Genomic DNA, 21,332 nt, shown 5'->3' with positions numbered 1-21,332 from the left:
ACGTCTCCACATCCTCGGCTTCCTCAACGGCCGACCCATCCCAATCAGATGAAAGACACGACAATGACGGAGCGCAATCCCGTGGACAAGAACACGACATCGCGACAGCGGGCCCTGGTGGTCGGCCTCGGGATCAGCGGGATCGCCTCCGCGCTGCGACTGCATCGCGCGGGCTGGGACGTGGTGGTGCTGGAGAAGGCCCCCGAGCGGCGCCGCGGCGGATACTTCATCGCGCTGTTCGGGACCGGGCTCGCCGCCGCGCAGCGGCTGGGCATCGCCGATGCGGTGCCGAATCGCTTCGCTCCGGAAGGCGTGAGCTACGACGTCGACCGCACGGGCCGGCGCCGCCGCGGTGTGGGCTACGCCGATGTGTTCGGCGGGTCTCGAATGGTGATGCGGGGCGACATCGAAGACGCGGCCTTCACCGCCCTGCCCGACGAGGTCGAGATCCGTTACTCGACCGTGCCGATCGCGCTGGACCAGTACCTCGACGGGGTGGACGTCGAGATCCGCGACCTGACGACGGAGACGACGACCGTCGAACGGTTCGACCTGGTGGTCGGGGCAGACGGACTGCGCTCGACGGTGCGCCGGCTTGCGTTCGAGCCCGAGCAGAGCCCGATCCGTCGGCTGAACTACATGATCGCCGTGTACGCCCTGTCCGAGCCAGTACCCGGCTACCGCCCCCAGGACGGGCTGATCATGGCCGAGGCGGGCCGATCGGTGTGGGTGTTCTCGTTCGCCGACCGTCCGCCGTCGGTGTTGTTCTCCTACCGCACCGACGACGTGGACGCCGAGTTCACCCGGCCGGCCATCGACTCGCTGCGCGCCGCCTACGGCCCCGAGCCCACCGGCTCCACGCTCGGTTGGCTGCTCGACCAGTTCGAGAAGGCCCCGGACCACCTGTTCGACTCCGCCGAGCAGGTGCACCTCGACCACTGGCACCGCGGCCGAGTCGTGCTCGTCGGCGACGCCGCGTGGTGCCTGACCGTTTACTCCGCCATGGGGGCATCCACCGGCCTGGCCGGGGCGGACCTGCTCGGCACCATGCTGGAACGCCACCCGCACGACGTGCCACGAGCGCTGCAGGACTGGGAGGACCACCTGCGCCCGTTCATCGACCACCACCTCGGCAGCGGTGTGAGCATGCGCGGTTTCTTCACTCCAGGCAACCGCGCCGAGTTGCTGCTTCGGTCCGTGATGATCCGCCTCGCCCGGCTGCCGATCGCCGGCCGGCTGCTCGCCAAGATGATGACCAACAGGGCGCGGATGAAAAGTCTGGATATCGCCGCCGCTGCAGCGTGAGTGGAGTTGTGCGAATGCGAGCGGGAGAACGAGGTCGTCTGGGCCCGCAACTTCGTCGAACGAATGCTCGGACGCAGGTCGCGGGGATGGCCGGGAGGGTCATGTACCGGAGAATAGGCTGTTATCACGTACATGCCTGGACTCTTCGCGGCAAGTGCTAGGCGGGCGGTGCCTGTCATGTCCGGGCTGTCATCGCGGGGCGGCCAGCCAGCACCAAACGCCTCCATGATCAAGCGGCCAGCTCGACGTCGCTGAAGTCGACCTCCTTCAGCAGCGGATCGAATGGATCGGGCCGGTGACGAAGCTCGTCGGTGGCGTACGCGCCGAAGCGGCTGATGTGGGCCCGCAGGTAGGGGGCGATCTGGCCGAGGTGGTCGGCGGTGATGCTCCAGCCTTCGGCGACAAGCTGCCGCACGACGTCGGAGATGTCCAAGGCGTTGTGGAAGACGACCAGGTTGGCCAGCAGGGTGTTGAACTTGATCAGTTTCTCCTGCTCTTCGGGGTCATTGTCGGCCAGCACCCCGCCGAACCCGAGCCACTTGGAGAATCCGTTGTAGGACTCGACCTTGTTGGTCGCCGCGGTCACCCGCGCCCGCAACGCCGGGTCGGCCAGATACCGCAACAACGCCACTGTGCGCACGCTGCGGCCGACCTCACGGAAGGCCTTGTAGATGCGGTTCTTGCGGGAGTTGGAGCGCAGGCGCCGCATCAGCGTGGCCGAGCTGAGGCGGCCCTCGCTGATGGAGATCGCAACCTGCATCAGGTCGGTCCAGTGCTTGTCGATCAGCTTCCAGTCGATGACGTTGCGGCCGCTCTCCCCGAACAGCTGATCGATGTGCGGATAGGCGATCTTCTCAGAGGCGCGGAAAAAGATCAGGTCCTTGAAATTGCGGATACGCGGCATCAGGTCGAACCCGAACAACGTGGCCAGGGTGAAGACCGGGAAGTTCTGACCCTGGGTGTCGGCATGCACGGTGGAGGGCTGGATGTCTGAGGCATTCGCCAGCAGCCCCTCGATCAGGTGCACCGCCTCCCACACCCCGCACGGGATGAACCGGGAGAACAGCGCAACGTAGGTGTCGGAGATGTAGTGGTAGGCGATGCCGCCGAACCCTCCGTACCGGATGCTGGTTTCGGCCAGCAGATTGTCGATGTAGGTGTCCACCTGGGTGCCGTCGGCGGCCACCGTGCTGCCATCCCCCCATGCCTTGACCACGTCCAGCTCGGCGAAGGCGTTGACCACGTCGGCGATCGCCGCGTTCAGCTTCTTCAGGGTGATGTGCCGGTTGCGGACCATGGACAGCTCGCGGGCGGTGACGCCGGCGATGTGCTTGGCCGCCTCGTACGGGCCGATGTTGATGCCGCCGGTGAACACCGCCAGCGAGTACCGCCCCAGCTTGTCCTTGATCTTGGGGTCGGAGCCGGAGGCGGGGCCGAAGTGGCGATACCAGGTGAGCCAGCGGGCGGTGCGCGCGACGATCGACAGCAGCGAGCGTTCGGGCATGCGCCGCTCGATCTCGGCCGCCAGCCGCTCGGCCTCCGCATCGCTGCCCTTACCGCGGCGGCGCTTGAGGGTGGGCACACCACCCTCGTCGATGACCAGGTCGGCGTTGTCGAGGTAGCCGGCGTCCAAATGCGCGGCCGCGCTCAGATGGGCGTCCTTGAGGTGGGCGACGAAACCGGCGGGGGTGTCGGGCAGGCCGACCTTCTCGCAGAAGGCGGCCAGTTTCGGCTGGCATTCGTCCCAGGGCAGCAGGTGGGCGCTCCAGTCAGCGTACTCGTTCGAGCCGAGCACGGCCACGTCGCCGGTGCGCAGTTCCTCGGCCAGGTAGCAGAACACCATGGCCTCGAAGTGCCGCCGCGCGACCATGCCGGGCCGTCTGCGGTCGGTCACCGCGCGCCGCCAGTTGCCCGAGGCGAACGCGATGCCCAACTCCGGGACGTCCTCCTCCACCGGGGGCGGCAGCGGGATGAAGTCGCGCCGCTTGGGTGAGTGCTCGCGGGCGTGCGCCAGCGCGGCCAGTACCGAATCGTCGCTGGAGGTGGCCTTCAGCCGCAGCTTGCCCGCCAGTTCGAACAGCGCAGGCCGGTCCTTCTTGAAGAACCGGTACACCAGCAGCTCGTGGGCGTCGCCGTGGAAGGCGACGACCTCCTCGATGTCGGCCAGCTGCGCGGCGAACCCGCCGGCCTGCTCCACCGCCGCCCGTACGGTCTGCATGCTGTGGGTCTGCACTACGAGCGCCGACAGCATCTCGCCGAGCGCTTGGACCTGCCCGGCGCCTGCCGCGCAAGAGGTCACCGCCTCCATGGCCCGCGCCACCGCCTCGACTCCGGCGGCCGAGGTCTCGCTGCCGGGGTCGAGACGTTCCAACACCTGGCGGTAGGTGGCGATCAGCCGCTCGCTCATCGCGCGCTGGCGAGCGCGGATCTCCTCCAGCTCCGCCTTGGCCCGCTTGACGTGGGAGGCCATCCGCTTGCACAGCATCTCGGCCAGGTCATCTCGGGCCCGCATCCGGGCGGTGTGCGTCAGGCACGCCAGCAACGCCACCTGCTTGACCGGGTCGTAGCGCGACAGAATGTCGACATCCTGGGCGTCGGCCTCACCAGCGAAGTCGGCGATCTTCGACGGCGCGATGCCGTCCAGCCAGGCGTCAGTGTCGCCGAGCGCGTCCACCTGGTCCAGCCATCTCACCTGCTCGCGGAATCGCGACCAGGTGGCCCGCTGGGCGGGCTTCTTGAGCCGGTTGAACGTCGATTTGCCATCCGGCCCGACGACGAGCAGACCTTCCATCCGGGCCCGGCCGGCCTCGCCCATCCGCTGCAGGATCGTGGCGAAGATGGTGGTGTTCACCTCGGCCCGAATGCTGGTGGCCAGGTCCTCCAGCGTCGTGTATCCGAGTAGTTCCAGCCGGAGCCGGAGTAATTCCTCGATCGCGACGTTGATCAGGTCTGCCGGGTTGTTCTTGGCTTGGGCCGCCTTCCGGATCGCCACTGCGGCAATCGCCCGGGCCCGGCCCGCGTCGTACTTCACGCCCTGACGCTGGCGCACCAGCTTGCGATGCGCCTTTGCGCTGCCGGAGGAGCCATGGTCCGGCCAGACATCGTCGGCCAACTCCAGGCAGCGCCGAACGTGGTCGATCACCACCTCGGGGATCTCGTCCGGGGACGGGAAGCGCGCCATCTTCTGGAAGCACTTCAACGCCAGCACCAGCGCGAAGCACGACTCCGGGCTGCCGGTCCGTTTTTCAGCCCAATCCACCTCTTCCGGCGACGGCGTGAAGAACACATGCAGCACCCGCGCCGACGTCAGCCGCTTGAACTGCGGATAGGCGGTCCGCTCGATCCACGTCATCCAAGGCCGTCCCTCGCCTCAATCCCGGCGTCCAGACGCCGAAACCGTAGCGACGACCAACTCCAGCAGATGCCTTGTTCACCAAACCGCAATCAAGCCCAAGCAGAGGGCCACATCATCCGAGGAACACCCCCTCTGACTAGCCGTTCAGCAGCCCCACTGTCCCTTTCTCCCGTACTTGGTCTGCCCCCCGGTGTGGGCGCGGTCGACCACCAGGTGCGACAGCCGGTAGCCGGTGACCCAGGCCAGGGTCTGCTCCCAGGGACGCAGCGGTGCCGGCAGCCGGGTGGGCAGCGACTTGCCGAGCCCTTCCAGGACACAGAACAGGAAGTCCTTCGTCGAGCTGCTGTAGGGGACGGGGCGCAGCACCACGATGCCGTTGTCGGGGTCGCCCAGCTGGCGGAGCCGCTGGTGGGTGGCGGGCAGGTCGCCGGGGTCGCGGATGACGGTGACTTGCACCGGTCCGGCGGCGGAGTGGTCGTCAGCGGGCAGGTCATCGGCGGGCAATGTCAGGGCCTCCGCCGTGCAGCGCGAACGCGTTGGTGACGATCTCCTCATCGATGGCCGAGCGCCCGGTGCGTTGGGCGAGCAGGTGCGCGGTGGAGGAGAACGACGCCCAGTTGCGCCAGATCCCGTGAGCGAACCGGTCGTCGATGTAGTGCAGCAGTTCGTCGTCGGCCGCCTGGTAGATCGGGTGGTAGCCGCGGATTGCCTCGGGGACGATGTCGCGCTGCAGCGGGGTGATGGCCAGGCGTCGCCAGATGCGTGAGGCCAGCATCGGCTCGCGGGAGAGCACCTCCCAGCAGCCGTGTCCGCCGACGTACAGCAGCCCGAACCGGGTGTCGGGGTCGTCGTGCAGGTGCCGCAGCAGTTCGATCCCGTGCCCGGTCAGCCGTTGCGCCTCATCGACCACAATCAGCCGCGGGATGCGGGCCAGCTCGGCGATCAGCTCGCGGGTAAGGTGGAAACGGCTCTTGGACGATCCGTGGCTGCCGGTCAGCGCCAGCAGCAGCGCGTCCACGATCTGGCGCAGCGTGGGCTGGGGACTGAACGACACCGTGCACACGCTCGGCGCTTCCAGCCGTCCGGTGCCGGCCGCCAGCGCCTGGGCGCAGGTCCGCACGGCGAAGGTCTTGCCGAGTCCGGCGTTGCCGTGGATCACCCCGACCGCCTGGTGGGCGGTGATGTCGGTGACCACGTGCCGGGCCAGCTGTAGCTGCGGGGTGGCGATGATCCGGGCGCCGGGCGGCCCGGCTTCGGGAGCCCTCACCATGGGCGTCCCTCCTCGCCCTGGTCCAGGTGGGCCAGATCGACCGGTTCGATGGGACCGATCGGCCCCAGCCCCAGCAGGCTCGCGCTGGATTCGGCTCGCAGATCGGCCTGCGCCGGGGAAAGCTGGCCGGTGTCGGCCGCCGGGATGCGCCGGGCCGACTCGGCGCTCTCCTGGCCGGCCGACAGGGCCGCCAGCCGGCGGCGCCCGCGCTTGCGGGCTGCGCTGCGTTGTGTGGCGGCCTGTTTCTCCTGGGCGCGGGCGGCGGCGTAGAACTGCTCTTCCTGTTCGCCGGTGAGCGCGTCACGCGGGTGGCAGGTGGCCAGGAACTCCCCGTTGAGGTAGACGTGGATCTGCCGGTCATCATGGGGCATGTACCGGATCACCACCTGTTGCCCGCGCCGTTCGCGGATCAGCCCGCCCGCATCGACCCAGGTCAGGTTACGGAAGCGGATCCCGCGCGGGCCGATGGTGCGAGGAGCGGCGGCCAGCAGCAGATGCCGTAGCTGCTGCTCGGGCACGTCGAAGATCGCGGTAGCGTCTTCGGCCCAGGCCTGCGCCGGCGTGCGGCCGTCCAGCTCGCTGTGGCGGTGCTCGGTGTTGTAGGACCGCACCCAATCACTGAAGATCGCCGCGAAGGTTTCCAGCCCCAGCGGGAGCACTGTCTCCTCCCCGGCCGCGGCTGCCTCGGCATAGGCCTCGCGTGCGCGTGCCCGGTCGTCGACCGGGCCGGCCAGCCGTCCGCTCGCCTCCCGGGCGGCGCCGGTGTAGCCGGGCAGCGTGCACAGCAGCATCTGCTCGACGGTCAGAAACGCGCGCTCGATCTTGCCCTTCTTATTAGGCTGATAGCCAGGCATCCGCTGGCATTCGGTCCCCAGCGCCCCGGTCGCCGTCTGCACGGACGCGGCGGCGAACTCCAGCCCCTGGTCCAGACGCAACAGGCCGGGGACGCCGTGCGCGGGCCCGGTGGCCGGATCCTGAAGCATGCCCATGCGTAACGCCGTCAGCACCGTTCCGGCGTGCGGGGCCAGCGCGATCGCCCACCCGATGATCAGCCGGGTGGCGTCGTCGAGGAACATCGTCACCCACGGGGTGACGGCCTTGCCGCGGGGAGGCAGCACCACGATGGGCAGGCTCTTGTGATCGCCCTCCCACACCTGATTGCGGAAGGTCGCCGGTCGTTGCAGGTAGACCAGCTTGGCCCGCCGGGCCCGCTCCCCGCCGCTCACCCCAGCCACGAACGCCGGCGTGAGCTCCTCGGCGAAGGCACGGTACAACGAGCGCAGCGCCACCGGCGGCGCGCCCGCCCACCCTTGCAGCAGTTCGACGTCGATCGGCACCCCGGCGGCCGTCGTGCGTCCGGCGATCGCTGCCGTACGAGCCCGGTGCACCGCCGCGACGTTCCCGCCGAAATCGGTGAACGCCGCGATGTCGGTCGGCGACAAGGTGAACCGCGGCCGTGACCGTCGCGGGCGGCTCAGCCGGCGCCACACCGTCCGCTCGGCCACGCCCAGCCGGGCCGCCGTCGCTTTGACCTCGGCCGTGACGGACCTGCCCTGATCACTCAGCTGCCGCAGCCGATACAGCGCCGCCTCCCACTGCTCCGGGGTCGGCCGGCTCCCGCTCATGCGCTCTGCTGGGCTTTGACCCGGTCCAGGACCCGGTAGACGGTCGCGCGGCCGACAGTGAAGACCTCCATCAGGTCCGCGATGCTGTACTCGCCGGAGGAGTGCATGCGCACCAGTTCGGCCTGCTGGCGGGCCGACAGCTTGGGCTGCTTGCCTTTGAGCTTGCCCTTGGAGCGGGCGATCGCCATGCCCTCACGCGTGCGCATCTTCAGCAGGTCGGCCTCGAACTCGGCGAAGACCGCCAGCATGTTGAAGAACATCTTCGACATGGGGTCGGCGGGGTCGTAGATGTTGCCGCCAAGCGAGAGGCGGATGCCGCGGGCAAGGAGGGTGTCGCCGATGTCGCGAGCGTCGGGGACCGAGCGGGCGAGGCGGTCGAGTTTGGGGACGACCAGGGTGTCGCCGGCGCGTACGGCTGCCAGGGCCTGGTCGAGGCCGGGCCGGCTGCGGTTGGTCCCGGTCAGGCCCTTGTCGAGGTAGATGCGGTCGTCGGCGACGCCGAGGGAAGCGAGGATCTCGCGCTGGGCGGTGAGGTCTTGCAGGACGGTCGAGCATCGGGCGTAGCCGATCAGTTCTCCCACCCGCCGATCGTACCGTTTAGCCCCCCATCACCGGACAGTTTCACGGACTACCTATCTGAGACGACGTCGCCGCAGGTCGCGTCGCCACCGACCAGTGGTGAGACGTGTCTCGTTGAGCGTTCCCCCAACGGACACCGACCCCAGCCGTGCCACGTGGGTGAGCAACCAACATGTCATGGACCGCCAAACCTCGAAGATCGACCTCTGCGTGAGGGATCATCCGCAGATCTTCCTGTACTCCTCTCCAGGGAGATGCCTCTCCCACTCCGCACGGGTGAGTGAGCGTCCAGCCGCCGCGCACACGGCTGTCACGAGGTTGGGAGGGAAGCCGGTCCGCCACAGGTACACGGTCCTGTCGCTGACGGCCGCGACCGCCGTGCCGCCCGGATCGAACGCCACCGTGGACACGCTGAGCGTGGTGGAGAGCGGCAGGCCGAGCCGTTCCCGTGCCGCGACGTCCCACAGCGTGAGACCGTCGAGGGTGTCGCCGGAGGCCAGCACGGTGCCGTCGGGGTTGAAGGCCAGCGCCTCAATCTTGGTGGTTGCGCCGTCGAGCGGCTCCCCGCGGTGCTTGCCGGTGGCCGTGTCCCAGACCTCGATGAGTTCCCGGTTCCCGTTGTTGGTACCGACGGCGAGGGAACGGGCGCCCGGGCCGAAGGCAGCCGCCGACGCCCGCCCTGCGAAGACCATGCGCCCGCCTGCCGGCTTCCCGCTGCCGAGGTCCCACAGCTGCGCGGACTCCACGCCGCTGACCGCCAGCGTCGTGCCGTCCTCACCGAAGGACAGAGCCAGGGGCAAGACCTCCTCACCCACCTCGAAGGGACCGAACGCGGGTTGGCCCGAGGGCAGCCGCCAGACGGTCACCCTGCCTTCGCGGGTCGCGCCCGCGACAAGGGTGCCGTCCGGGCTCACGGCCACGCTGGTGACACCTTCGGATCCGGCCAGGACCTGTCCCGGATCCTTCGGGGTTGAGAGATCGCGCAGGCGCACGGCATCGCCGGCGGTGATCAGTGTCCGGCCGCCGGGCGCTGCCAGGGCGTCGACCTGCCGGGTATGGCCGTCCAGCACGGTCACGCTCTTCCCCTGGTCCCAGAGGTAGACGTCACCGTCGCGCCCGCCGACGGCCACCGTCTCGCCGTCCTGAGTGAAGGTCGAGGAGATGGCCAGGTAGCCGTAGCCGATCCAGTCGGTGTCGATGCGTGCGGTGGCGTCGGGGGTGACGCTCCGGGCGCTCCACCGCCGGACGAAGCCGTCCTCCCCGCCGGTGACGATCGTTCTGCCGCCGTTCGCGAACCTGACCCCGCGCACGGGGTTGTCCAGGTGTGCCTTGAGGGCGGGGCCGCGCTGCTGGAGGCTGTCGGTCTCCCAGTACCGCACGTCACCCTTAATGTCGGCGACGGCGAGCGTGGCGCCGTCTGGGCTGATGCTGATGTCGAGGGGCAGGGCCGGGGAGTCGACCCGCCGTACGAGCTTGGGTTCTTTTTTCATGTCCCACAGCTCGATGTAGCCGAAGAATTCGTTACCGCTGAGTGCCACGGCGGTCCTGCCGTCGGACTTGAAGGCGAGCCGCGTCAGCCCGTGCTTGTAGGACACCCGTTTCCTGGTGACCTTCCAGGACTCGGGGGCGAAGAAGTGAAGGGCGCTCTTCAGCTCCCCCTGCGGGGTCGCCCCGACCACGAGCGTGCGGCTGTCGGGTGTGAAGGCGACCACGTCGATCGCCGTCCGCTCGGTGACCCGCCGCTCCGTGAGCTTCCAGGTCCGCAGGTTGAGCACGTGGACCCTGCCGTCGAGGTCTCCTGCGGCCATGAGGCGCCCGTCGGCGCTGAACGCGAACGTGTGCGCTCTGCTGATGCGCAGGCACTCGTGCTCAGGTAAGCCGTCGGTGGTGCGCCACGCGCAAACCGTCCCCTTCTGGTCGGCCGCGACGAGGGTCCTCCCGCTGTCGGCGAACCCCAGCGTCCTGATGAAGTCGTCGTTGCCGGTCAGCGTGCGATCGGTGGCGCCGGTGCGGAGATCCCTGAGCTGGACGCTCCGGTCGCCGCCCACCGCCAGCGTCGCGCCGTCCGGGCTGACCTCCAGCGTGCTGACCTTGCTCGCGGCCGGGATGCTCGCCTCGAGGCCCGTTGCCAGCATGGCACGCATGCAGTGCCGGGCGGCGTCAGTAGGGGACGTCTCCCAGGCCGCCGCGGAGAGCAGGCCCGCCAGCACCGGGTCGGTGGCACGTACCTTGCCGGCCTCATCCGTCACTTCGCGGGACAAGGCCAGGCGGGCCTCGTCTTGCGCGCGATCCATGAAGTAGCGAACCCCGGCGAACGCCAGCAGCGTGGAGATTATCGCTGCCGCTGCCACGAGCCGTGCCAGCCTGCGCCTGTCGTACCGGTAGGCCAGCCGGGTCGCTGCGCGCCAGGTGACCGCGGGGACGATGTCGGCTCCCTGGGTGTGCTGCTCGGCCTCGTGCCGGTCACCGATGGGCACGATGACTCGGCCGGCCTTGCTGGCGGCGAGCTTGGCCTGGTAGCCGCCCACCGATGCGAGCTCGTCCTGCGATCCGAGGCGTCCGGTGATGAACGTGTCGGCGCGCAGGCGCCGCACGCGCAGGCCGCCAAGCCGCGTGGTGGCTCGCCGGATCTCGTGGAGGACGGCGGCGAAAGCGGCGCCGAGCGAGGCGTCCCTGACGTGGAGGATAGGCCCGGCCTCACCTTCCAGCGACCACAGGACGGTCCCCGCGACCCGCTGCGCGCCGGTGACGGACCAGGCGCGCCCGAGTGCTGCGGTCGCGAAATCTTCGTCGCCGGAGAACAGGCTCATCCTGGCCGGGTCGGGGACGAGCCCGGGCGGCCCGCCAGGGAGTATCGAGGCCCGTAGCCTCCCGCCCGCGCCGCGGCCGTGCGCGTAGGCGAACAGGACGCCGATCTCCTGCTGGGCCCTGCGTGCGGCGGGCGGTCCTGTCAGGTGCGAGAGGAATGTCGCCGCGGTGAGCTTCACCGCCTCCGGCGTCTGGAGTCCGGTCAGCAGGTCGAGGCAGCGCTGGAGGCGCGGATCGGCGGTGGTCATGGTCCACGGCGGGGGGTCGGCGGGCGGCGAACTGCGCGCCTGCTCCAGCCAGCCGACCGCCGACCGCAGGGCGGCCGCCGCCGATTCCGCCGATTCCGCGATCAGGGCCAGCCCGAGCCCGGCGAGCGCGCGTAACGCGCGCACCGGTGCGCCGTCCGGTGCGCCACGCAGGTCGGCGAACAGGTCGTGCAGCCGGTGATCGCCGCTGTGCAGCAGCGTCAGCTCGCCGACGTCCGACTCCCGCACCAGCGCCGCGACCAGCCCGACGATCTCCTGGCCGGGTCCGGCCAGGCGGCGGATGTCCCCGTGGCGCTCATCGTGCTTCAGCCTCGATCACCTCTTTGACAGGACTGCCGGCCACCAGCAGGCCGGCTAGCGCGAGCCAGGGACGCAAGCCGCTCCTGGTGTGGACCGTCCGGATGGAGCGCGTGACCAGCGCGGGATCGAGCGATCCGGCCTCGGCGGCGCCGATCGGCGGCCCGTCCGTGTCGGCCTCGACGAAGTGGCCGGGCGGTACCGGCACCTCCGCATGCCCGTGGAGGTCGTGCCCGTCGACCTCGAGTGCCACCAGGTAGGTCGTGGACTCCGCCGCCGAAGCGATCCTCAACGGGAGGATCATCACTCCGTAGGTCCGCTCGATGAACGCGAGCTCCTCTGGTTGCGCCTCGGCGGAGACGCTGACCTGCAGCAGGCCGAAGTCGGCGATCCTCAGCCGGAACGTGAACGGGCCCCTGGCGAACCCCAGGCTAGTGGCCTCGTTGTCATTGCCCGAGGCGTAGGCGAGGTCGGTGTCGAGCCGGGGGAGGGAGAACTCGTCGAGCGCGAAGGCGAGGAACCGGTTCCCCCGGCGGATGGCGTCCAGCAGGTCGGCTGGTACGGGGTCCCCGGCGTGCCGTACCAAGGCCGTGTCCGCCACGCGGATCGCCTGCAGGTCGCCCGTACGGCGGGCGGCGCGCGCGCTGTCAGCCAGGACGGCGACGGAAATCTCGGGTCGAACCGGATCGGATTCCGGCGGCAGGAACAGCGGCGCGCCGATCAGCGCGGCCCAGTAGCGCCGCAGGAAGGGACCCGACCGGTCGCGGACCCCGGATCCGGCGGCGACCGTGACGGGTGCGTCGATGAGCCGGCTCCAGTAGCGCCAGCGGTACGAGGTCACGGCTGTTGCTCCAGCTCCGTCGCCTGCTGCTCGGCGTCCGCCACCGAGCGCGCCGCGCCGAACTGCCGGAACAGGGCCGGCGCGGCCGATCCCACCAGGACCGCGGCCAGAGATCCGCTGACTTGCTGGGCGAGGAGCGCGGCCGCTCCGGCGCCCAGGCCGATCCGGCTCAGCGCGACCGCCGTGTCGACCAGCGGGTCGAGGGAGTCACGAAGCCCGGGCAGCTTGCCGCGCTTGCCGAGCTTCTGCGAACGTTTCGCCTGTAAGGCCAGCAGGCGCCCGTGGAAGGCGACGAGCTCGACCAGCAGCCCGCCCAGGGCGCCGAAACCAACGACATGCCAGAACTGCATGGGACCTCGCACAGGCCAGAGAAGTCGATCAAGACTAACGCCGGAAGCGGGTCTTTGTCTCTGGCTCATTCAGGTGGCGTCGACGGTTACGGCGTGGAAGCGGGAAGCTGATTCCCCAGGTCAGGGCCTATATGGCGGCTGGTGCCACGTTGGTCAACGGCACCCCAACGTTGCTGAATGCCCCGCGACGCGGGGGGTGGGCCCCGGCCCCCGCTACTGACACTTTCGTGGCGGAAGACCACTGACATCCTTGCGGCAAAACCCACTGACGCTCTCATGGCACTTGGCAGATTTCGCATCCATCTAGCGCTCAATAAGGTTTATCTGCTCGCTTTCTATTTCATTGCGTACATATTCCACTGTTATCCGTATGTCATTGACGAGGTCACGTCCACGGGGGTGGTGAAGCACGCTCGGTGTCAGCGCAGTGCCGCCGCGAAGACAAGGCGGTTGGCACTGGTGTAGGCGTGTTCGCGTTCGGACCATGCGATGCGGGAGGTGATCTGTTCGGGACTGGCCAGACGGTGGCTGGAGTCGGTCAGGCGTTCTGCCCACCAGCGGGCGTTGCGGGATTGGCGGTCGAGGATCGCATCAAGGACGGCAGTACGGCGCGCGGTGGTGAGTCCGTAGGCGTCGGCGAGTATCCGCACTTGGGCGGCTTGCGCGGTGGTCGGCGGCGCGGTGGTCTTGGAGGAGATGCACCACGTCCAGGCCATGTATCCGATGTCCTCGAGCGGATCGCCCGGGGCAGCGGTGTCGAAGTCGATGAAGGCGACTGGTAGCCCGGCGCGGAACACCGTGTTGTTGGGTCCGGGGTCGTGATGGCAGACGACGGGGTGCTCCGCGGTTAGTCCGCTGTTGCGGGTGGCGTCGTGCAACGAGCGAAGAAGCGCCCCAGCTGAAGCGACTTGAGTGTCGCTCCAGCGCTGGAACCTGGCCGGCACCCAGCCGGGCAGGTAGCTGAAAATGTCGCGATCGGCTTCGTCCCGTCCAAGGTAGCGCGGCGCTCCCGTGAACTGGCGTCGCTGGAGGTGTGTGAGCAGCCGGGCGACGAAAGCCGAGGAGTCTTTGGCAGGTCGTCGAACGGTATCAGCGACGCGGACGACGCCTGAGGTGATGCGTCCTCCGGTCAGGGGGACTTCGGCGGGGGTCGGTCGCATCGGTGGGAGTTCTCCTGTTCGTTGCTTAGGTTGCTGTGGCTCTAGGTCGCAAAAGGTGACGGAAGCGTCACTCACAGGCGTCGCAGCGCTGGCCAGTTCGGCTGCACAACTGGCCGACTGAAATACTCAGTCACAAAGGACCATTGCTTGATCGTTGCATTGCAGTCAACGGGCTGCCTGAAGGCATCCCGGTCCGGGATGGGCATCAGCAGGCTCACCCGCTAACAGACGACTGGATACCGGAGGTGTCGTCGCGCCGCAGGCGCGCCTCAAATGAGAACGCCTGAGCCCCGAACGCGAAGCGCTCCCTGGCGAAGACCATGCGCGCCGCCAGGCGCACCCTAGGAAGAACAGCCCGCGCGAAGCGAGGACCACTCGGGGCGGGTGTCAGCAGGCCCACCATCCAGTAGGGCAACGGGTTGGCGCGCCCTGGCCCACCTACCCCTGGGACAGGCGGAGGACGCCCCAGTGGCTGGTGTCCAGGTAGCTGCGGCCCGTGCTGTCGTTCCAGGTCACCGCGCTCGTGCGGGCGGTGCCCGTCGCGTCGTTGACCTGGACGTCGAAGCCCAGCAGCGTGCCCGCCGCCAGGGTGATCGTGGGCAGATCGACGGCCGCCTCGACGACGTACCCGCCGGGCACCGCCTTGGCCGCCGCCTTCACGTGGTCCTTGACGCCTCCTGCGTCGAACGTCCCGCCGACCGTGACCTTGCCCGTGAAACTGACGCGGTACTGCCCGTCGTCGTCCTCGTAGCCCTTGGTCTTGCCGTTGCCCGGGTCCACGAAGATCTCGACGGAGTCCTGCTCCCAGGGGTTCGGGGATTCCTCGCTCAGCGTCGGGTCGGCGACCTGGGCCAGGACGTACAGCGTGGATCCGTTCCACAGCGACCGTACCTTGGCGGTGGCGCCGGACGTGCCCTGGATCCAGGTCCCGGTGCGGATCTCCGGGGCGGCCGACCAGGCCCGGTCCACGACGCCGTCGAGCACGGGCGTGCGGTGGACGGCCGGGGCCGAGGTGAGCTTGACCGCGGCCACCGGTGTCACCTTCCCGGTCCAGACGGCATCGCCGGAGGAGTCATGCACGGTCACGTTCACGTCCGTGCCCGTCCCGACCTGCGCCTCGACCCGGTACCCGGTCGCGGTCGGGCGCACCACCACCTTCCCTCCGTGCTGCCCGCCCGTGGCGCCGCCAGAGGGACCACCGCCCCGCCCGACGACGTACGGCGTGCCGTCCACGGTGAACGTCACCCGGTCGTCCTTGCCGACGGTCGGATCGGTGACCTCGGCGAGCAGGTAGAGCCCCTTGGCGGACGAGCGTGCCTGGAACCCGGCGGACACGTCGCCCACGCGCGCGACCGGCGAGTCCGGCAGCAGGTCCCACTCGAGGTCGCGCCGCCCGTCCACCTTGGGCGTCCCGGCCGGCGCCGCCAGCCTCCGTACCGACGGCGCCAGCCGGGACGGGTCCACGACGCCCCAGTAAGCGGGCTTGGCCTGCAGCTCGTCGTCGAAGAGCAGCGGGGCGTTCAGCCGCGGGATCGGCCACGACTGCAGCCAGCTCACGTCGTCCGACTCGCCCCACACCGTCACGGAGCTGAGCTTCGCGGCCTGCCGCCGGAAGACGTCGAACAGCTCCTTGTACCGGTACCCCTGCTGGACGAGCAGCTCGGGCGGGATCGTGTCGTACGAGGAGACGAAGTCCGTATAAATGCTGACGTCGAGCTCGGTGACCTGCTGGTCCACGCCGAGCGTGGCGAAGCGCTCGATCGTGGCCTCGACGGAGGAAGCGGGCGGGTGCTCGATGTTCAGGTGGAGCTGGTGGCCCACGCCGTCGATCGGCACCCCTTCGTCTTTGAGCCGCTTGACCAGCGCGTACAGGGCCTCGCGCTTGCGGGGGAACTCGGTGTTGTAGTCGTTGATGAAGAGCTTGGCGTCCGGGTCGGCTTCGTGGGCGACGCGGAAGGCCGTGCGGATGAAGTCGAGTCCGGCGATCTCGTACCACTTGGAGCGGCGCAGGCCGTCGGGCTGGTTCTCGTCGATGACCTCGTTGACCACGTCCCAGGCCGCGATCTTGCCCTTGTACCTGGTCACGAGCGTGCGCACGTGCGTTTCCAGGCGCTTGAGCAGCAGCTCCTTGCCGGCGTTCTGGAAGACCCAGTCAGGGGTCTGGCTGTGCCAGGCGAGCGTGTGGCCGCGGATCTCCATGCCGTGCCGGGTGGCGAAGTCCACCAGATAGTCGCCGTCGGTGAAGGCGAACTCGCCCTCCCTCGGCTCGGTGGCGTCCCATTTGAGCTCGTTGCCGGGCGTGACGCCGTTGAAGTGCCTGGCCAGCAGTTCGCCGTGCACGCCGAGCGTGTCGGGCCTGGTGAACGCCGATCCCATGACGAACGGCACCTTGTCCTTGAGCGCGGGGATGTCGTTCTGGATCGGCTTGGGCCGGACGTAGGTCATGGAGAAGTCGTCCAGGTAGAAGGGGAACGTGCCGCTGTCGGACTCGACGTACAGGCCGAGGAAGTCGACGTCGTACGCGAGCGTGTACGTGCCGGACAGCCGCACCCACTCGCCGGCCGGCACGTCCTTCGGCGAGACGACGCGCTCGTAGCTCGGGGTGCCGCCGCTCCTGCGCTCGATCGACAGGCCGAGCCGGCCCGAGGCGGTGTCCGGTCCGAGCCGCACCCACACCGACAGGGCGTACTTGTCGCCCTTGGCCATGCGGCCGAGCACGTTCAGCGCGGGGCCGTCCCAGGAGGCCGACCGGCCGCTCACCGCCAGCGCGCGGCTGCCCGCGTGGGCGGCCGCCGTGCTCGGCTCGAGGGCGGCGGCGGCCCTGGGCGTCCAGTCCTGCGCGGTGCCGTCCTCGAAGTCGTACGTGAGGTCCGCCGCGGCGTGCGCGGGCATCGCGGGCACGAGGCATAACAGGGCGGCGGCCACCAGGGCTCTGAGGGTGCGCACGATGCTCCCGATGAAAGTTTCAGGGAAACGCCGATAAATATCAGGCGGACTGTAGAGGCGGCGCGCTCCGGCGGTCAAGATCGGCCGGAATCTTGCAATCGATTGTTGCAGCAATAGTGCAATTTCACTGCAGAGTATTGACGGAGTGAGGGTATTGGGCACGCATTTCGTGCAACCGATTGCCGCCATTTACTGGGCGAGGTTGCCATGCGACTGCTGCTGTTGCTCCCCCTGATCGCCCTGACGGCGCCACCCGTGGCGGCCACGGGCCACACCACCACCATCGTGGTCGCGGCCGACGGCTCGGGCGATCATGCGACCGTGCAGGACGCGGTCAACGCCGTCCCGGCAGGCAACACCCGGCCGGTCATCATCCTGGTCCGCAAGGGCACCTACCGGCAGCAGGTCGTCATCCCGGCCGACAAACCGCACATCTCCCTGGTCGGCGACACGCGGGACCCCCGCGAGGTGGTGCTCACGTTCGACGCCTCCGCGGCTACGCAGAAGCCGGACGGCTCGGGACCGTACGGCACCTCCGGCAGCGCCTCGTACACGATCAGCGCCCCCGACTTCACCCCCGAGAAGTACCTGGCGGGCGGCGACGGCTGGAGCCCGGTCCGCCGGCACCGCCCAATCCCGCGCGAGCCCGGCCGCGAGGTGCTCCCGCGCGATGACGGCTGGGCGTCGGCCACCACCGGCACCACCGGCGGCTCGGCCGCCCGCCCCGAGGACGTCCACGTCGTCAGGACCAGGGCCGAGCTCGTGGCCGCGCTCGGGAACCCGGCCGGCAACACCCCGAGATCATCTATGTGAAAGGCGCGCTCCCAACGGGTGCAGCCATCAACGAAGCCCTGGGCTTGGCCGCCTGCCTCGGGCCGGTTGGGCCTTCACCCGCGGGCGAGGACCCGGCGGGCGGCCTCGAGTTGCCGATCCTTGCGGGTCTTGAGTGTCCGAAAATACTCTGCGTGCGTATGAACGGCGTCTTGCTGAATGCGTTTCTCCGTCGCGGCCCAGATGGACACAAGATCACTCTTCTTTTTGCACCACACGTCCGTCTCCGCCGCCATGATTTCCTGACGGGAGGGCCGCTCGGTCTTCATCCACCGCTCATCGGTGATGGCCGCGAGCGGGTCTGGGTACGGAAACCCTTTTTTCTGCACGCATGCGCTCCAGGCACGGAAGGCCCGCACGACATCTCCATCACGCTGGGATCGGTCAAAAGTCTGCCTGATAAGCGTGTTGAACAAGGATGCGTCGGTCTCCGGAGTGTCCTGCAAAAGGTGTGCCTGGGCTTTGTCCGAACACCCTTCCACATCATTGGCGGGGTCGCCGTAAGCGGCACGCCGCGCTGCAGGCGACAGTTCCCTCAACCGGTCGTCCCGTTCCGCGTTGTACCGAGCCACCGATGGCCGGTCGAGCGGGGCATGGTAGCCGAAGAACCGGGCGATTTGCGGCTCGATGACGCCGTAACGGCGGCGGTTCTGCGGTTCGATGTCGTCCTCGGCCGGGAGGGGCAAGAGTTTCCACTTCACCCCCTTGCCGCGCATGCAGTCACGGATGAGGAGATCCTGCGCGGCCTCGATCGTCATGATCTCGGCCGGGGAGAAGTTGTACGCGTCGAACGGGACAACGAGCTTTCGCGCTTCTTCCCCCGCGGGCGGAACGTTCGTGACGGAAGCTGTCCTCGTCCCGCTTTCGGAGGGGGAACCTGCCGTCGCCGCCGAGCAACCATTGGCTGCGACGACGAGAACGAGAACAGCGCTACTCAGCCGAACGGGCACGTTGAGCTCCTGTGAAACATGGGCGGAGTGTGGCGGCGATGCCGCTGAGTGCACACTCCGCCCCTTCTGGCGCGACGACTATCTCATCGAGCTCAGCTTGTTGTCGAAGCCGTTGTTGGTGAAGTCCTTATCGTTGCTGTTGCGCTTGGCGGTGTAGCCCACCGGGCCGGCGCAATTCTTGCGGTCATACAGCCGTACGGATCGGTTCGTATTATTTATCATCGAGCTCGCCATGTTGTTCCTGCTGCTGTGCACGGTCCGGCAGGGGCCTTCTGGCCAAAACACCACCAAACGCCCGCCCCAGAAGTTGAAGTCGTCATGCTCGTATATGCAGAACGCAGGACAGTCGGGTGCGGCCGAGCTGGCATGAGCGGTCGCAGTCGAGCCGATCAGGCTTGTGGCGCTCAGCAACAGCGCGGCGACGGCGAGGGTGGTCTTACGCTTCACGTGTCATGCTCCTATCGATTGTTTTATCCGGGGCCTTACCTCTGCGATTCTCAGCTGAGGCAGAAGACGATCCTCGAACGACCTCGTGCATCACGAGATTGACATGTTGATAACGGCGTCGTAGGCGCGACGACGGTGCGCCGACCGTGACCGCGCACCTTCCTGGGCATGATGCCCAAGCTTGCTCGCCGTGGTGATGGTGCCGGCGAGCCGCAGCACATGCTCGCCAGCCCGGCCATGATGTCGGCACGTCTCTCCTGACCATCAGGAAAGCATCGGCCCGGCGACAGGCATCCCTCGCGCCGTCGGCGCCAAGGGCAACGGTACCCCATAATGGAGCACGCGCTCTATTATTGTCCATGCGAACCGCTCCGGACCGCCGTCGGCCACCAGCTGCTCGGCGACGTCCAGGTACCAATCAAGATCGTGAACTCGAGGGCGAGGCACGTCGGCCACAATAACAGAGCATGCGCTCTAGAATTGTGTATCATGGAAGGCGTCGCTCCGCGCCGAAAGATCAGGAGCCTTGATGTTCCGCAAATCTGCGTCGTCCCCGCCCTGCTGGGCGCGGCCATGACCTTGCAAGCGCTCAACTCCGCGCCGGCGGACGCGGGCGCCGGCGGCACGCACTTGGCCGTTGACAACTGCCGGTTCATCGGTTGGCGGGGGTGAGGCGGCCTTCGGAGACGATGGCGAAGAGGTTGAGCGCGGCTTCCCACAGGATGATCCAGCGCTTGCGACCCTTGCCGGTCGGATCCAGGCTCGTGATCGCCATGTAGACGCATCTGAGAGCGGCCTGCTCGTTCGAGGAGTGGCCGCGGGCCCTGATCGCCCGCCGGATCCGGGTGCCCAAGCATCAGCGGCGGTTGCGTCATCCGGGACGCAAGCGGCTCGATAACCGGATGGCCTTGCAAGGACTTGATCGGCGATGCCAAGGGCATCCCGCTGTCGAATGGGGCGATCTACCACGCGTACAGCATCGGTGTGGGCTTCGGCTCCAAGGTCTACGCCGAGAGCAACGCCTTCGCCGACCTGGTGGCCGCGTACAACGCCGCGTACAACGCCGCGAACGGCACGGCCGTCGGTTCGGGCGCAGGCCGGACTCCGGCGCTGTTCACCCGCGTCCACCCGCCCCGGGCGCTGCGCGCCCTCGTCCCCGCGGGAGCCGGAGCGGGCCGCCTTCGCTGAGGCGGGTGTCAGAAGACGGTGCCGTCGTGGTGAGTGACGTAGATGACCGAGCCGGTCACCACCATCGCCAATCCCACCGCGATGCCGATCAAGTCGCCGGTCAGTGCCGCGAGCAGCAGCCCGGCGCAGGCGATGACGAGCCCGACGAGCCTCATGGCTCCACGCTAACTCCCGGTCGGCCCGATCGCACCTGGCCGAATGTTGGCCGAGGCGCTGTTTCGCCATGCCCATCTACCTGGAGATATACAACTCATGTCCGTTTGGTTCATCACCGGCTGCTCCACCGGCCTGGGCCGCGCGCTGGCCACCGCCGTGCTGGAACGCGGCTGGCGCGCGGCGGTCACCGCCCGCGACCCCCGGCAGGTGGCCGGCCTCGTCGCCGAGCACGGCGACCGGGCCGTGGCCCTCCCGCTCGACGTCACCGACAAGGCCCAGATCGCGGAGGCGGTCAAGCAGGCGGACTCCGCCTTCGGCCGCATCGACGTCCTGGTCAACAACGCAGGTTACGGCTACCTGGCGGCCGTCGAGGAAGGCCAGGACGACGAGGTCCGCGCGTTGTTCGACACCAACGTGTTCGGGCTGATCGACGTCACCAAGGCCGTGCTGCCGGGCATGCGCGCCCGCAGGAGCGGCCACGTCGTGAACATCTCCTCGCTCGGCGGCCTGGCGGCGTTCGGGGCGACCGGGTACTACCACGCCACCAAGTTCGCCGTCGAGGGCATCTCCGAATCGCTGGCGGCCGAGGTCGCGGCGCTGGGCATCAAGGTCACGATCGTCGAGCCGGCGGCCTTCCGTACGAACTGGCCCGGGCCTTCCATGCGCCAGTCCCCGGTCCGCATCGACGACTACGCGGAGACCGCGGGTGTGCGCCGTACCTCCACCCTGGCCACCTACGGCCACCAGCCAGGCGACCCGGAGCGCGCGGCGGAGGCGATCATCGCCGCGGTCCAGGCCGGCGAGCCGCCGCTGCGCCTGCTGCTGGGCCAGGCCGCCTACGACATCGCCTGCGCCCGCCTCGACGCGCTCAGGACCGGGTTCGAGGCGTGGCGCGACGTCACGCTCGGCACCGACTACCAGCGGGGCTGACGGACATGACGCAGATCGTCCTGGTCGC

The 21,332-nt window shown here is 68.7% G+C and carries 18 protein-coding genes and 1 pseudogene; 5 read left to right on the top strand and 14 right to left on the bottom strand.

What is annotated here, in order from left to right; translation table 11 throughout:
* Positions 1-48: 48 nt before the first annotated feature.
* Positions 49-1,305, top strand: a complete 1,257-nt coding sequence (locus tag ABN273_RS45320; RefSeq protein WP_349455779.1) for an FAD-dependent monooxygenase — start codon at positions 49-51, stop codon at positions 1,303-1,305.
* Between the two features lie 229 nt (positions 1,306-1,534).
* On the opposite strand, the gene ABN273_RS45315 is transcribed toward ABN273_RS45320, so the two are convergent.
* From ABN273_RS45315 to ABN273_RS45270, 10 genes are all read right to left on the bottom strand, one after another.
* Complete coding sequence (locus tag ABN273_RS45315; protein WP_349455778.1) at positions 1,535-4,657, bottom strand: Tn3 family transposase; 3,123 nt, start codon at positions 4,655-4,657, stop codon at positions 1,535-1,537.
* A 147-nt stretch (positions 4,658-4,804) separates the two neighbouring features.
* A complete protein-coding gene (locus tag ABN273_RS45310) occupies positions 4,805-5,164 on the bottom strand; it encodes a hypothetical protein (protein WP_349455777.1) in 360 nt (119 codons plus the stop codon).
* Positions 5,151-5,930 carry an AAA family ATPase gene (locus tag ABN273_RS45305; protein ID WP_349455776.1) on the bottom strand — a complete coding sequence of 260 codons (780 nt, stop codon included), beginning with the start codon at positions 5,928-5,930 and terminating at the stop codon, positions 5,151-5,153. The genes ABN273_RS45310 and ABN273_RS45305 overlap by 14 nt, the downstream gene beginning before the upstream one ends.
* Positions 5,924-7,555, bottom strand: coding sequence for a TnsB C-terminal domain-containing protein (locus ABN273_RS45300; protein ID WP_349455775.1), 1,632 nt, complete (start codon positions 7,553-7,555; stop codon positions 5,924-5,926). The genes ABN273_RS45305 and ABN273_RS45300 overlap by 7 nt, the downstream gene beginning before the upstream one ends.
* On the bottom strand, positions 7,552-8,136 hold the full coding sequence (locus tag ABN273_RS45295; protein ID WP_349455774.1) for a recombinase family protein: 585 nt from the start codon (positions 8,134-8,136) through the stop codon (positions 7,552-7,554). The genes ABN273_RS45300 and ABN273_RS45295 overlap by 4 nt, the downstream gene beginning before the upstream one ends.
* 216 nt (positions 8,137-8,352) lie before the next feature.
* Positions 8,353-11,436: a WD40 repeat domain-containing protein gene (locus tag ABN273_RS45290; protein ID WP_349455773.1), complete on the bottom strand. Its 3,084-nt coding sequence runs from the start codon at positions 11,434-11,436 to the stop codon at positions 8,353-8,355.
* A gap of 67 nt (positions 11,437-11,503) precedes the next feature.
* On the bottom strand, positions 11,504-12,346 hold the full coding sequence (locus tag ABN273_RS45285) for a hypothetical protein (protein ID WP_349455772.1): 843 nt from the start codon (positions 12,344-12,346) through the stop codon (positions 11,504-11,506).
* Entirely contained in the window at positions 12,343-12,696 is a 354-nt protein-coding gene (locus tag ABN273_RS45280) for a hypothetical protein (RefSeq protein WP_349455771.1), read from the bottom strand. The genes ABN273_RS45285 and ABN273_RS45280 overlap by 4 nt, the downstream gene beginning before the upstream one ends.
* Positions 12,697-13,115: 419 nt before the next feature.
* Positions 13,116-13,856 carry an aminoglycoside phosphotransferase family protein gene (locus tag ABN273_RS45275; protein ID WP_349455770.1) on the bottom strand — a complete coding sequence of 247 codons (741 nt, stop codon included), beginning with the start codon at positions 13,854-13,856 and terminating at the stop codon, positions 13,116-13,118.
* Positions 13,857-14,294: 438 nt separating this feature from the next.
* Positions 14,295-16,802: an endo-1,4-beta-xylanase gene (locus tag ABN273_RS45270; RefSeq protein ID WP_349455769.1), complete on the bottom strand. Its 2,508-nt coding sequence runs from the start codon at positions 16,800-16,802 to the stop codon at positions 14,295-14,297.
* Between the two features lie 207 nt (positions 16,803-17,009).
* Here ABN273_RS45270 and ABN273_RS45265 point away from each other — a divergent pair, with 207 nt between their 5' ends.
* On the top strand, positions 17,010-17,615 hold the full coding sequence (locus ABN273_RS45265) for a pectinesterase family protein (protein WP_349455768.1): 606 nt from the start codon (positions 17,010-17,012) through the stop codon (positions 17,613-17,615).
* A gap of 74 nt (positions 17,616-17,689) precedes the next feature.
* Here the strand turns inward: ABN273_RS45265 and ABN273_RS45260 are convergent, their stop codons facing one another.
* Positions 17,690-18,583, bottom strand: coding sequence for a hypothetical protein (locus ABN273_RS45260; RefSeq protein WP_349455767.1), 894 nt, complete (start codon positions 18,581-18,583; stop codon positions 17,690-17,692).
* Positions 18,584-18,661: 78 nt separating this feature from the next.
* Positions 18,662-19,030: a peptidase inhibitor family I36 protein gene (locus tag ABN273_RS45255; protein WP_349455766.1), complete on the bottom strand. Its 369-nt coding sequence runs from the start codon at positions 19,028-19,030 to the stop codon at positions 18,662-18,664.
* A 489-nt stretch (positions 19,031-19,519) separates the two neighbouring features.
* On the opposite strand from ABN273_RS45255, the gene ABN273_RS45250 reads away from it, so the two are divergent.
* A complete protein-coding gene (locus ABN273_RS45250; protein ID WP_349455765.1) occupies positions 19,520-19,702 on the top strand; it encodes a hypothetical protein in 183 nt (60 codons plus the stop codon).
* Here ABN273_RS45250 and ABN273_RS45245 read toward each other — a convergent pair.
* Positions 19,683-19,883: pseudogene (locus ABN273_RS45245) on the bottom strand (IS256 family transposase); the annotation flags it as partial. The gene ABN273_RS45250 and the pseudogene ABN273_RS45245 overlap by 20 nt on opposite strands.
* 65 nt (positions 19,884-19,948) lie before the next feature.
* On the opposite strand from ABN273_RS45245, the gene ABN273_RS45240 reads away from it, so the two are divergent.
* Positions 19,949-20,218, top strand: a complete 270-nt coding sequence (locus tag ABN273_RS45240; RefSeq protein ID WP_349455764.1) for a hypothetical protein — start codon at positions 19,949-19,951, stop codon at positions 20,216-20,218.
* A gap of 8 nt (positions 20,219-20,226) precedes the next feature.
* Here ABN273_RS45240 and ABN273_RS45235 read toward each other — a convergent pair whose 3' ends face one another.
* A complete protein-coding gene (locus ABN273_RS45235) occupies positions 20,227-20,373 on the bottom strand; it encodes a hypothetical protein (protein WP_349455763.1) in 147 nt (48 codons plus the stop codon).
* A gap of 97 nt (positions 20,374-20,470) precedes the next feature.
* Here ABN273_RS45235 and ABN273_RS45230 point away from each other — a divergent pair, with 97 nt between their 5' ends.
* Positions 20,471-21,304: an oxidoreductase gene (locus ABN273_RS45230; protein WP_349455762.1), complete on the top strand. Its 834-nt coding sequence runs from the start codon at positions 20,471-20,473 to the stop codon at positions 21,302-21,304.
* Positions 21,305-21,332: the final 28 nt, after the last annotated feature.

It is taken from the genome of Nonomuraea sp. B19D2 (assembly GCF_040137845.1).
Classification (GTDB): domain Bacteria; phylum Actinomycetota; class Actinomycetes; order Streptosporangiales; family Streptosporangiaceae; genus Nonomuraea.
This window is presented reverse-complemented; position numbering and strand designations above follow the sequence as displayed.

Bases quoted from the DNA above. Each gene is read 5' to 3' on its own strand.
- ABN273_RS45280 (WP_349455771.1), bottom strand. From the start codon at position 12,696: ATGCAGTTCTGGCATGTCGTTGGTTTCGGCGCCCTGGGCGGGCTGCTG.
- ABN273_RS45320 (WP_349455779.1), top strand. From the start codon at position 49: ATGAAAGACACGACAATGACGGAGCGCAATCCCGTGGACAAGAACACG.
- ABN273_RS45275 (WP_349455770.1), bottom strand. From the start codon at position 13,856: ATGCGACCGACCCCCGCCGAAGTCCCCCTGACCGGAGGACGCATCACC.
- ABN273_RS45235 (WP_349455763.1), bottom strand. From the start codon at position 20,373: ATGAGGCTCGTCGGGCTCGTCATCGCCTGCGCCGGGCTGCTGCTCGCG.
- ABN273_RS45230 (WP_349455762.1), top strand. From the start codon at position 20,471: ATGTCCGTTTGGTTCATCACCGGCTGCTCCACCGGCCTGGGCCGCGCG.
- ABN273_RS45265 (WP_349455768.1), top strand. From the start codon at position 17,010: ATGCGACTGCTGCTGTTGCTCCCCCTGATCGCCCTGACGGCGCCACCC.
- ABN273_RS45315 (WP_349455778.1), bottom strand. From the start codon at position 4,657: ATGACGTGGATCGAGCGGACCGCCTATCCGCAGTTCAAGCGGCTGACG.
- ABN273_RS45250 (WP_349455765.1), top strand. From the start codon at position 19,520: ATGGAAGGCGTCGCTCCGCGCCGAAAGATCAGGAGCCTTGATGTTCCG.
- ABN273_RS45305 (WP_349455776.1), bottom strand. From the start codon at position 5,930: ATGGTGAGGGCTCCCGAAGCCGGGCCGCCCGGCGCCCGGATCATCGCC.
- ABN273_RS45300 (WP_349455775.1), bottom strand. From the start codon at position 7,555: ATGAGCGGGAGCCGGCCGACCCCGGAGCAGTGGGAGGCGGCGCTGTAT.